Source organism: Marinobacterium arenosum, from assembly GCF_019795155.1.
Taxonomy (GTDB): Bacteria; Pseudomonadota; Gammaproteobacteria; order Pseudomonadales; family Balneatricaceae; genus Marinobacterium_C; species Marinobacterium_C arenosum.
In genome coordinates this window covers 33991-46005 of sequence record NZ_JAILYN010000036.1, presented here as the reverse complement: position 1 = coordinate 46005, position 12015 = coordinate 33991, and the positions used below count along the sequence as shown (strand labels likewise).

Genomic DNA, 12015 nt, shown 5'->3' with positions numbered 1-12015 from the left:
GCTGGGCGCCGCCATGCGCAAGCTGGTACACATCTGTTTCGGTGTGGTGAAAAACCAGCAAGAATTCCAACCACAACTGCCGTAAAAGGCCGTTGTGGCCGGAATCGAGAGATGGTATCTACGTCAGCGCCCTGCCGGCCTCCGGCCAGGATGCGCCTGCCACAACAGGGTGCGGCAGACTGCAGCCGGCTGAAGGCAGCTTACTGGCGGTGGCGGATCTCGAAACAGACGTGGATGCGGCTATTACGCTTGAAATCCGGGTCCAGCGTCTGGTCGGTGATATCCGCGATATCGAACTCCGCCAATGCGTCCCGGTCGATCTGGAAGCGACGGTAGTTGTTGGAGAAGATCAGTAGGCCGCCCGGGCGCAGCAATTTCATTGCCAGCCGGATCAGGCCGACGTGATCACGCTGCACATCGAGCACCCCGTCCATCCGCTTGGAGTTGGAGAAGGTCGGCGGATCCATGAAGATCAGGTCGTAACTCGCACCACGCTGCGCCTTGAGCCACTTGAAGCAGTCCGCCTGGATAAACCGGTGGGCCCCTTCGCCGAAGCCGTTCAGCGACATATTGCGTTGGCCCCACTGCAGGTAGGTGGCTGACATATCGACACTGGTGGTGCTGGCGGCGCCACCGACCGCGGCATGAACCGAGGCGGTCGCGGTATAGCAGAACAGGTTCAGCATATCCTTGCCGGCCGCCAGCTGCTGGATGCGGTGGCGCACCGGCCGGTGGTCCAGGAACAGGCCGGTATCCAGATAGTCGCGCAGGTTGACCCGCAGTTTGCAGCCATGCTCATGCACCGTCAGGAACTGCTGGCTGTCGCTCTGCTTCTCATACTGCTGGCTGCCCTTCTGCCGGCTGCGCTGCTTCAACACCACATGGTTGGCGGGAATCTCCAATACTTGGGGCACCACCTGCATCACCGCCTGCAGCCGCTCGAACGCCTTGACCGGATCGACCTTCTTCGGCGGCGCGTATTCCTGCACATGAACCCGGTCACCATAGACATCGACCGCCACGGCGAACTCGGGGATATCGGCATCGTATAGCCGGTAACACTCGATCTGCTCCCGCTTGAGCCACTTTTTCAACTGGCGCAGGTTTTTACGCAACCGGTTGGCGAACATCTCGCCCACTTCCGGCGGCACCTGGAATGCATCGGCCTGGGCGGCCGACACCGGTTCGGCATCCGGGTCGCGCTGATGGATGCTGTACAACATCAGCCGGCCTTCAAGCGCGCCGTTGTACATCTTGTACTGCTTGTCGGCACGCAAACCGACCACCTGGCAGAGGTCCGGGTTGCCGGAATAGAGGGCCACGCCCCAGCCGCCCAGTTCCTGCTTGAACAGGTTACCGAGCTGACGATAGAGGAACATCAGCTGGGCGTTGTCGCCCATCCGCTCGCCGTAGGGCGGGTTGGTCACCAGCAGGCCACTGCCCTGCGGCAGCGAATCCCGGCTCAGCAGGGTCGCATCACCCACTTCGAAACGGATGAAGTCGGCCACACCGGCCCGCTCGGCGTTCTGCCGGGCGATCTCCAGCACCCGCTCGTCGCGATCGCGGCCGATGAACTGCTTGTCCAGCTGCGCGCACCCTTCGCTGCGGCGCTCGCGCGCCTCGGCCAGCAAGCCATTCCAGATCTCCCGGCGATGCTGCAACCAGCCCTGGAAACCGTAGTAGCTGCGACTGAGTCCGGGCGCGATATCGGCACTCATCATGGCCGCCTCGATCACCAGGGTACCGGAGCCGCACATCGGGTCCAGCAACAACGGATCCTCACTGACCAGCCAGCCGGCCCGATACAGGATCGCCGCCGCCAGGTTCTCCTTCATCGGCGCTCCACCGGCCTGCAGGCGGTAGCTGCGCCGGTGCAGGCTGTCACCGGACAGGTCGATGCCGAGGGTCAGCTCGCCCTTGTGCAGGTAACAGTTGATGCGCAGGTCCGGCCGCTCGCGTTGTACCGACGGGCGCTGGCCGGTCAGTTTGCGGATCTGATCGACGATGGCATCCTTTACCTTCTGGGCACCGAACTGGGTGTTCTTGATCTGCTCCGAAGTACCGTTGAAATCGACCGCCAGGGTGGCCGTAGAGCGCATATGCTCCAGCCAGTTGACCGACTGCACCAGTGCGTAGAGGCTGTCCGCGTCACTGATCGGCTCGCGGCACAGCGGCAGCAGCACACGGTTGGCCAGTCGCGACCAGAGGCAGATCCGGTATGCGTCCTCCAGTTCTGCTTCCACATAGACGCCGGCGGCCGTCGGCTTGACCTCCTCCATGCCCAGCGCCTGCAGCTCTTCGGCCAGCAGAGGTTCTATACCTTTCGGACAGGTGACAAACAGCTTCATCATTCTCTTCTCGGTGCACCGACCCGGGCCGGCGGTAAGTTCAATCGTCAATCGCCAAACATGAAAATATTTCAGTTTAGTGAAGTCATCCGGATGGCGATCGTAAGCTCCTGAAAGCTAATCGTTTTTGCAACTGCGTGCAGCGTACTTTTATTACAGCCTAGTAACAGATAGTCATTTTAAATCGAAACAGCCGGCCAATTGAGTTAACAATGGAGGTCCGTGATAACCGTGACCAACGGACTGATCACACCCTTGCAACTTCATGGACAGGTTGCAAGCCAAGAAAAAACGACGCAATGCAAAGAGGCTCAACTATGAAAAGACAGAAGCGCGATCGTAGTTCAGTTCTGTTTAGCCGTGGTTTCCAGGCAGGACTTAGTGGAAAATCAAGAGATTCCTGCCCCGTTAGTTCGACAGATTTACGCAGCGTCTGGATGAATGGCTGGCGTGAAGGCCGAGAAGCGCACTGGAATGGCCAATCCGGTGTATCGGCGATTCAGGCCAACCCTGCATTTCACTAGTAGCGATTAGCCTTCTATTCTTCAACAGGCTCCCAGGCAGGGAGCCTTTTTATTGCCCATCTCTATTGCCCGCCCCCGGGGCTACACTGTCAGCCTTCCAACGCCTGGATCGCCCGCACCGAATCCTGAATCAGCTTCGGCCCCCGGTAGATGAAGCCGGTATAGATCTGCACCAGGCTGGCGCCCGCCTCGATCTTCTCAGCCGCATCAAACCCCTCGGTGATACCGCCGACACCGATAATCGGCAATGCGCCGTCCAGTGCTTCCGCCAGGGTGCGGATCGCCTGGGTGGAGCGGTTACGCACCGGCGCGCCGGACAGACCACCCGCTTCATCGGCAAAACGATGGTTTTCCACCCCTTCGCGCGACAGCGTGGTATTGGTGGCGATAACGCCGTCGATCTCATAGGCCTTCAAGGCATTGGCCACCGCGGTCAACTCGTCGGCCTCCATATCCGGCGCAATCTTCACCGCGATCGGCACGTAGCGGCCGTGCAACCGGGCCTGACGCGCCTGTTCGGTCTTCAGCGCATCGAGCAGGCCGTTCAGCGAATCACCATGCTGCAGGGTCCGCAGCCCCGGCGTGTTCGGCGAGGAGACATTGACGGTGATATAGGACGCCCTGCTGTAGACTTTACGCATGCAAAGCAGGTAGTCGTCGTTGGCCTTCTCATTCGGCGTCACCTTGTTCTTGCCGATATTGATCCCCAGCACACCCTGGTAGCGGCTGCGCTCGAGATTCTTCAGCAGCTGATCGACGCCCAGGTTGTTGAACCCCATGCGGTTGATGATCGCGGTATGCTCCGGCAACCGGAACAGCCTCGGGCGGTCGTTGCCCGGTTGAGCCTTCGGCGTGACCGTACCCACTTCGATGAAACCAAAGCCCATCGCAGCCAGGCCGTCCACCGCGATACCGTTCTTATCCAGCCCCGCCGCCAAACCGACCGGGTTGGGAAAACGCAGCCCCATCACCTCGACCGGGTGGCTGACCGTTTCCGCACCCAGAAGTTTCGGAATCCCCAGCGTCGCCGCCAGGTTCATACCGTGGAGGGCAAGGTCATGGGAGGTTTCCGGGTCCATGCGGAACATCAGCGATCGGGCCAGTGGATACAGCATCAGTCGTCTCTACCTGTTTGAATTTGCGCTGGATTATAGCTTGCCTTCGGGCGAAAAGCGGCCCATTTTAGCGAAATTCTGCCCGTTTCTGTAATTTTTCTAGGGGATATAACGTGGCCCGGGTTACGCGCCCTCAAAGCCGCCTGATCCCCTGGAACTTGCCGTTGCGATCAAATTCGATCTGGAAACGACCGCGAATGCCGTCATGCAACAGGAACGGCTGCAGCAGGTTGGAGGGGAAACGTACCCGGCGGCCATCCAGCGCCCGGGCGACAACATCGGTCACCCGGCCCTGGTAGTGAGCCAGGTATTGCTCGCTGCTGATATGGATATCGACAATCACCGTTTGCATAGAGTGGAACAAGCCTTATTTACCTTCGACCTCAACCATGCTGTCCAGATAACTGCCGGCATTGGCCAGATCGCACAACTCACGAATCGCGACAGTATACATCGCATATTCCGGCCGTTCGGCATTTTGCAGCTCTGACAGAACCACTTGCCAACGCTCCATCAACTCCTTGTTTGCCGCCATCCAGCCGTCCACATCCGGTGGCCGGGTATGACCCGCCTGCTCACCGAGTTGCAGCAGATGGCGGGTCAGCGCCTGGTGTTGTGTATCCAGCTCATCACGGAACGTCTCCCGCGCCAGGGCCTGCCAGTGATTGACCACCTCCAGCTCATTGAGCTGCTGGGCCAGCAGATAGAGCCCCAAGCGGTCTCCCAGTTCGAAATAGGTGGTCGCCACCAGATCCTCACTCTGGCGACTCTTGCGGGCAACTTCGATCATCCCCAGCAGGGTATACAGAATCGGGGCGCCGGCCACCAGTTCCGCCACCCGGTCCGGCACACCGGCCTCCAGATAGCGCTGGTAAGCCATCAGCCAGCGCTGTTTTGGCTTACCCTGCAGCAGCTCGCCCAACCGATGACAGACCTTTTCCAGCGACTCGCGAAAGCTGTGGACCTCCGCCGCCGTATCCAGACTGCCACGCCGGTTGCGTGCGAACCAGCGGGTCGCCCGTCGCATCAGATGCTGCAGATTTAGCATCATCTCAAGCTGCACAGCGGCATCGATCTGGTAATCCAGCGTTTCCAGCCGCCGCCACAGCGGCACAATGTCGAACACGTCACGAGCCAGGATATAGGCCCGGGCGATGATCGCCGGCGCCGCACCGCTGGAGGCGCGCAACCTGGACGGCGCATTGATCCCCATGAAGTTAACCAACTGGTTGGCAATCTGGTTGGCGATGATCTCCCGCTTCAAACGGTGGTTCTTAAGCTGATCAATAAAGCGTTCGCTGATCACCGCCGGAAATGCAACGGCCAGCTCCTTGGCCAGGTAGGGGTCGTCCATCAACGGCGCCTTGGCCAACATCGCCTTGAACTCGGACTTGCTGTAACAGATCAGCACCGCCAGCTCCGGTCGGCTGAGCCCCTGGCTCCGGCCATGACGCTCTATCAGCTGTTCGTCGTCCGGCAGCGACTCCAACGCCCGATCCAACCGGCCACTGGCCTCCAGGTTATTGATCAGCCTTCGATATTCCGGCATGTTGCTGAGCGAGCGCGCCTCATCCAAAGAGATCGCCTGGACCTGGCGATAGATATCCTGCAACACCAACCCGGCTACTTCGTCGGTCATATCGAGCAGCAGCTTGTTACGCTGTTTTTCAGTCATATCCCCGTCGCGGACCAGTTGGTTGAGCAGGATCTTGAGGTTGACCTCGCGGTCCGAGCAATCGACGCCGCCGGCGTTATCGATAAAGTCGGTATTGATCCGCCCGCCCCGGGCGGCAAACTCCATCCGCGCCCGCTGGGTCAGGCCGAGGTTACCGCCCTCGCCGATTACCCGCGCCCGCAACTGATCGGCATTGGCCCGCACGGCATCATTGGCCTTGTCGCCCACTTCGGCATGGCTCTCGTCGGACGCCTTGACATAGGTACCGATTCCACCGTTCCAGAGCAGGTCGACCTCCATCGTCAGCAGCGCGCTGACCAGCTCGGCCGGGGTGACCTGGCGGGCTTTCAAACCGGTCAGTTTTCTCGCCTGGGGGCTCAACGCAATCGACTTGGCACTGCGCTCGTACACCCCGCCGCCTTTTGAGATCAGCGTGCCGTCATAGTCGGCCCAGCTGGATCGGCGCAGCTTGAACAATCGCTGGCGCTCCTGCCAGCTGCGCTGCGGATCCGGCTCGGGGTCGATGAAGATGTGCTGATGATTGAACGCGGCCAGCAGCCGGATATGCTTTGACAGCAGCATGCCATTGCCGAACACATCACCGGACATATCGCCGATCCCCAGTACGGTGAAATCCTCGCTACCGGTATTGCGGCCCAACTCGCGGAAGTGGCGCTCTACCGAGACCCAGGCGCCGCGTGCGGTGATGCCCATTTTCTTGTGGTCGTAGCCGTGACTGCCGCCGGAGGCGAAGGCGTCACCCAGCCAGAAACCATGCTTACACGCCAATTCGTTGGCGATATCGGAAAAGCTGGCGGTGCCCTTGTCGGCCGCCACCACCAGATAGCTGTCATCCCGGTCGTAGCGGACCATGTCCGGCGGAGGCAAAACCTTTTGAGCCTTCAGGTTATCGGTGATATCGAGCAGGGTGTTGATGAAGACCCGGTAACAGGTTTCGCCTTCAGCCAGCCGCTGCTCACGGCTCATGCCATCATGCAACCGTTTGGCAATAAAGCCACCTTTGGCGCCGATAGGAACGATCAGGGCATTCTTGACCTGCTGAGCCTTGACCAACCCCAGTATTTCGGTGCGGAAATCCTCGTGGCGGTCCGACCAGCGCAATCCGCCGCGGGCTATCTTGCCGCTGCGCAGATGTACCCCCTCCATCCGCGGCGAGTGTACGAATATCTCGTAACGCGGCCGGGGCTTCGGCATCAGCGGAATGCGCTCCGGCGCCAGCTTGAAAGCGAAGCAGGATCTGGCCGGGCCCCGTCGGTGCTGGAAAAAATTACACCGCAAGGTCGCCTTGAACAACGCCAGGTACTGGCGGATCACCCGGTCCTCGGTCAGGCTGCGGACCTGCTCGAGCCCCTCCAGCAGCCGCTCTTCGAGCGCCCTCTGCTTCCTTTCACTGTGCTGCTGCGGATCGAACCGGGCATAGAACAGCTCCACCAGGCAGCGGCTCAGACCGGCATGGCGGTTGAGCGCTTCACTGATCGCCGAGCGGCTGATCGGAAACAGGGTCTGTTTCATATAGGCAGCATAAGCGCGTAGCATCGCCACATCGCGCCAGCCGCTGCGGGTGGACAGAACCAGACGGTTGAAGTGATCGCTATCGGCCTTGCCCTGCCAGACCGCCAGGAAGGCCTTTTCAAACACCGTCTGCAGCAGGTTGAAGCTGATCGACTCAGTGCCCCGGTAAGCCAGGTTGAAATCGTGGATCCAGAGCGTGGCACGCGCGTGCTGGACCGGATAGGTATATTCGTCGATCACCCGCAGGCCGAAATTTTCCAGCACCGGCAGCACATCGGACAGCGGTAGCGGGGTCGCCAGGTGGAACAACTTGAAACTGATCAGCTCGGTACTCTTTTCCAGCGCCCGGTAGAAACTCAGCTCGATCGGCCGCGCCTCTGACAGCTTCTCCATATGCTGGATATCGACCACCGCGCTGCTGGCATTGAAGGAGGCACGGTAGCTGGCGGAAAAGGCGCTGCCGTAGTTGTTGTACAGACGTATGCCACGTTCCTCGCCAGCCGACTCCACCAACGCATCGTACAGATCGTCGCTCCAGCCCCGGGCCGCCTGCCGAACCTGTTTCTCCAGCTGCTGGACATCGACCTGCTCGGCGACACTGCCGCTGCTGCTGCGCAGCAGGTACTGGGTACGCGCCAGGATCGACTCGGAAAAATAGGTATTGAAATCGACCTGATCGCAGGCCAGTTCGCGGCACAGGATATCCTGTACCCGGGTGCGGAACTCGGTGCTGTAGACCTCGCGAGGCGCATACACCAGACAGGAGAAGAAGCGACCATAGCGATCACGCCGCAGAAACAGGCGGATCTGACGCCGTTCGTGGATATGCAGAATCCCCATCGCGGTTTCATAGAGCGAATCCACATCGATCTGAAACAGGTCGTCACGTGGATAGATCTCCAGGATCTGCATCAGCTCCTTCCAGTCATGACCGAAGCGGAACAGACCGGAACGGTTCAGCACCTCATCAAGCTTGCGCCGCACCACCGGGATCCGGCGCGCACTCTGGTTGTAGACCGCCGAGGTATACAGCCCCAGGAAACGGCTTTCACCGACAACCCGTCCCCGGTCGTCGAAACGCTTGACGCTGATATAGTCGGGATAGGCCGGGCGATGCACCCGCGACTTATTGGGTGACTTGGAGAACGACAGAATTTCGGGAATCAGCTCGAATTCGCCGGCATCGCGAGGACTGCTGACCAGTTCGGAACGGCAGTGTTCGTCACAGAACTTCAACAGCCCCAACTGGCTGCCGAGCACCGGCATCAACATCGTCCCGTCGGCCTGCTGCTGTAGTTCGAACTCGTCATAGCCGAGAAAGGTGAAATGCTGTTTGAGCCAGCTGACGAAGTCCAGCGCTTCGGCAACATCCTGCTTGGCCAGAGACTCGGGCACCTTGTCGAACTCGGATACCAGCATGTCGCAGCGGGCCACCATCGGCTCGAAATCCTCCACCACCAGGCTAACGTCCTCCAGGATGGCATTGAGGGTCTGCTCCAGGTCGGTCAACTCGCTTGGGTCGGTGCGCCGGTCCACCTCGATCGCCACCAGCGACTCACGCACCGCCCCCTTGGCCCGGCTCTCCTTCGCCAGCAAGCCCTGGAAACAGTGCCGCTGATCCCGCTTCAGAGTCAACACCGCATTATGGATGGCATGGATGGTCAGGTTGCGACGATTCAACTCCATCCGCAGCGAATCGACGATAAACGGCATATAGGCGTGCAACACCTCGATCACGGTATGGGTCGACTGCCAGCCAAACTGTTCGTAATCGGGGTTGAACACCCTGACCTTGGCCTGATCCGGCTTACGCTTCTGCATAAACTGCCAGAACGCCAGCGTCGAGCCGTACAGGTCCTCCAGCCGCCACTCTTCCAGGTCCGCAGCCGACGCCGAGGCAAAGTATTTGCTGGCAAATTCTGTCAGTTCGGCACTGCGCTCGGCTGGCAGACGCTGGTTGATCAGCTCATACAGCGACTGTAACAGCGCATCCTTATGGTCGGACTGGTAAGACCGCATCGGCTGTTCCTCCTGATGGCCGGGTTAATTGCCGCCCTGCACTCGAGTATAGTCGCCAGCCGGCATCCGCCGGCCGACTAGCGGCGGCCGGGTTCATTGAACAAGCCACGGAGTTTCCTGATAATAGAGCCCAGCCACGGTCGAGGAACGGCCGTCCCGTTGAGTGACCGGACCCTATGCGAACGCTGCTGTTGACGATTCTGTTCTGCGCGCTGCCTGCTGAGGCAGCGGTGAATGCCTATCTGGACCGCTATACCGTGGCCGAGGGCAGCTCACTGCGACTGACGCTGGAATCCGACCAGCAGTTCGCACCGCAGCCCGACCTGTCGCCACTGCACGCCGATTTCCAGGTGCTCGGCACCAAGAAGATGACCATCTCCAGCCACAGCCGCGACGGCAAACAGGCCAGTACCCGCTGGCGGGTGCTGTTGCGGCCACGCCGCAGCGGCCCGTTGAGCATCCCGGCGCTGCTGATCGGCAACGAGCAGACCGCACCGCTGCAGCTGACCGTGGAAGGCGACCAGGCCGGCCCGGATACGCCGGTGGAGATTCCGGCAATCCTGGAAGCCCTGCCCGATACCAGCGAACTCTACGTCGACAGCCAGTTGCTGCTGACGTTGCGACTCTGGCACCGCAAACCGCTGCCTGATGACGCCACACTCAGCTCGCCGCAACTGCCGAACGCCACCGTCAAACCGTTCGGCAACCCGATCAAACGCCAGATGGTCAGACGCGGTCAGGCCTTCCATGTACTGGAAAAACGCTACCTGATCTTTCCGCATAAGGCGGGAGTGATGCAGATTCCGGCCCAGATCTACAGCGCCGGCAGTCCGACCGGGGTGCTGCAGGAGGTGAAGAGCGCGCCGCTGACCATCGACGTACTGCCGGCCGCGCTTCAGCAGCAGCGCGGATACTGGCTGCCCTCGTCGGAGGTGACCCTGGAGGACAGCCTGCAGCAGAACAGCCAGCTGCAGATGGGTGAAAGCCTGGAACGCAGTCTAACCATCCGGGCCCGCGGGGTGACCGCCAAGACCCTGCCGGCGCTGAGCCCGCTGACCAACGAACTGGCCCGTATCGAGCTGCTGCAGGTGGAACTGGATGAGGAGATGACCTCCAACGGCCTGATCAGCAGCCGGATCGAGCGGCTGCGCATCACCCCGACCGAACGCGGCGAGGTGACCCTGAAGCCGATCCGAATCCCCTGGTGGCACACCCGCTTGGACCGCAGCCGCCAGGTGGAGATCGGCCCCCGGCTGCTGAATGTGACCAGTGCCAGTACAGCGCCATCAGGCGACGGCGAAACCGCCGAGCCAATGGCGACAGTGACCGAAAAATCGCAACCGATGAGCACCGACGCAACGCCAGCTCCAGAGGATATAAAAAGCGACGAACCATCTGACAGCGGCAATCTGCTGGTCTGGCTGCTGACCGCGATCAGCATCATCAGCGCGCTGGGCTGGCTGTATACCTTTCACGCCTTGCGTACCTTGAAGCGGGCCGGTGGAGCCGAGCGACGGATGATGGCGGGCGACTATGACTCGGTACCGGTGGAGGGCGCCCTTGATCAGGATACCGCCTTCCAGGCACTGACCTTGGCCTGTCAGCAGGGCGATGCGCTGTTGGCACGGGAGGCGCTGCTGGCCTGGGCGCAACGGTTCTGGCCCGAGCTGCCGATCGAGAACTGTGCCGATATCAGTCAGCTGGCCGGCAGTGAAACGCTGAACCTGCTGATTCTCGACCTGGAACAGCATATCTATGACGATGGCGACGGCTATTGGCAGGGCGACCTGCTGTTGCAAGCGGTGGACACCCTGCGCAGCCTGAACCAAGCCGACAGCTATGCCCCGCTCTGAGGTTGCCGCCATAGGTCAGTGAAATACTTCCTGCAGCGCCGCATCCAGCTGTGGGTAGTGGAACTGAAAACCGGCATCCAGCAATCGCGCCGGATAGACCCGCTGGCCCTCCAGCAGCAGCTCGGCGCCCTCACCCAGCATCAGCTTGACCATCAGCGGCGGTACCGGCAGCCAGACCGGTCGCTTCAACACCCGCCCCAGCGCCTGGCTGAACTGCTCGTTACGAACCGCGTCAGGCGCGGTCAGGTTGAACGGCCCGGCCAGGGTCTCGTTGCGCAACAGGAACAGGATCGCCGCCACTTCGTCCTGCAGGTGTACCCATGAGAACCACTGCCGGCCATGGCCAACCCGGCCGCCCAGGCCAAACCGGAACGGCGGCAGCATCTTGCTCAGCGCTCCACCGCCCGGCCCCAGCACCACCCCGGTACGAATCAGGCAGACCCGCACACCGAGCGATTCGGCCCGTTGCGCAGCCGCCTCCCAATCGGCACAAAGCCGGTGGGTGAAGCCGTCGCAGTATTTGCCGTTTTCATCCAGCTGGGTGTCCCCCTGCTGGGCGCCGTAATAGCCGATCGCCGAGCCGCTGATCAGCACCGCCGGCCGCTGGCTGCGCTGCGCCAGCCAGTCGATCAACTGCCCGGTCAGCTGCAGCCGGCTGTCACGCAGCAGCTGTTTGCGGGCCGCGCTCCAACGGCGATCAGCAATCGGCGCACCGGCCAGATTGATCACCGCGTCCAGCGGCTCGTCGGCCAACTCCGCCAACGCGGCTACGCCGCGCACCCGATCAGCAAAACGCCGTGCAACCTTGGCACGCTCCCGACTCAGGCAGATCACCTCTTCGCCCTCGTCCAGCAGGCGATTGATCAGCGCCTGCCCTATAAACCCGGTTCCCCCGGTTACCAGTATCCGCATCGTTCGATTCCTTGACCAAACCCTTGGCAATGCTGT

The 12015-nt window shown here is 61.1% G+C and carries 7 protein-coding genes; 2 read left to right on the top strand and 5 right to left on the bottom strand.

All coding sequences use genetic code 11. The features are described 5' to 3' along the window. Positions 1-200 precede the first annotated feature (200 nt). Positions 201-2351 carry a bifunctional 23S rRNA (guanine(2069)-N(7))-methyltransferase RlmK/23S rRNA (guanine(2445)-N(2))-methyltransferase RlmL gene (rlmKL, locus tag K6T12_RS15480; protein ID WP_315853616.1) on the bottom strand — a complete coding sequence of 717 codons (2151 nt, stop codon included), beginning with the start codon at positions 2349-2351 and terminating at the stop codon, positions 201-203. Positions 2352-2560: 209 nt separating this feature from the next. Here rlmKL and rmf point away from each other — a divergent pair, with 209 nt between their 5' ends. Then, positions 2561-2872 (top strand): ribosome modulation factor, encoded by a 312-nt coding sequence (gene rmf, locus K6T12_RS15475; protein WP_315853615.1) that lies wholly within the window; start codon positions 2561-2563, stop codon positions 2870-2872. Positions 2873-2961: 89 nt separating this feature from the next. Here rmf and K6T12_RS15470 read toward each other — a convergent pair whose 3' ends face one another. From K6T12_RS15470 to K6T12_RS15460, 3 genes are all read right to left on the bottom strand, one after another. Beyond that, positions 2962-3987, bottom strand: a complete 1026-nt coding sequence (locus K6T12_RS15470; protein ID WP_222223772.1) for a quinone-dependent dihydroorotate dehydrogenase — start codon at positions 3985-3987, stop codon at positions 2962-2964. Positions 3988-4120: 133 nt separating this feature from the next. After that, complete coding sequence (locus K6T12_RS15465; RefSeq protein ID WP_222223771.1) at positions 4121-4339, bottom strand: DUF2835 domain-containing protein; 219 nt, start codon at positions 4337-4339, stop codon at positions 4121-4123. Positions 4340-4354: 15 nt separating this feature from the next. Beyond that, the gene (locus K6T12_RS15460) at positions 4355-9214 is read right to left on the bottom strand and encodes an NAD-glutamate dehydrogenase (RefSeq protein WP_222223770.1); all 4860 of its coding nucleotides are present in this window, start codon (positions 9212-9214) and stop codon (positions 4355-4357) included. A gap of 176 nt (positions 9215-9390) precedes the next feature. Here K6T12_RS15460 and K6T12_RS15455 point away from each other — a divergent pair, with 176 nt between their 5' ends. Further along, a complete protein-coding gene (locus K6T12_RS15455) occupies positions 9391-11067 on the top strand; it encodes a BatD family protein (RefSeq protein WP_222223769.1) in 1677 nt (558 codons plus the stop codon). A 15-nt stretch (positions 11068-11082) separates the two neighbouring features. Here the strand turns inward: K6T12_RS15455 and K6T12_RS15450 are convergent, their stop codons facing one another. After that, positions 11083-11979, bottom strand: coding sequence for a TIGR01777 family oxidoreductase (locus K6T12_RS15450; protein WP_222223768.1), 897 nt, complete (start codon positions 11977-11979; stop codon positions 11083-11085). Positions 11980-12015 lie beyond the last annotated feature (36 nt).

Coding starts and splice junctions, on each gene's coding strand:
- K6T12_RS15470 (WP_222223772.1), bottom strand. CDS start 3,987: ATGCTGTATCCACTGGCCCGATCGCTGATGTTCCGCATGGACCCGGAA.
- K6T12_RS15465 (WP_222223771.1), bottom strand. CDS start 4,339: ATGCAAACGGTGATTGTCGATATCCATATCAGCAGCGAGCAATACCTG.
- rmf (WP_315853615.1), top strand. CDS start 2,561: ATGGAGGTCCGTGATAACCGTGACCAACGGACTGATCACACCCTTGCA.
- rlmKL (WP_315853616.1), bottom strand. CDS start 2,351: ATGATGAAGCTGTTTGTCACCTGTCCGAAAGGTATAGAACCTCTGCTG.
- K6T12_RS15455 (WP_222223769.1), top strand. CDS start 9,391: ATGCGAACGCTGCTGTTGACGATTCTGTTCTGCGCGCTGCCTGCTGAG.
- K6T12_RS15450 (WP_222223768.1), bottom strand. CDS start 11,979: ATGCGGATACTGGTAACCGGGGGAACCGGGTTTATAGGGCAGGCGCTG.
- K6T12_RS15460 (WP_222223770.1), bottom strand. CDS start 9,214: ATGCGGTCTTACCAGTCCGACCATAAGGATGCGCTGTTACAGTCGCTG.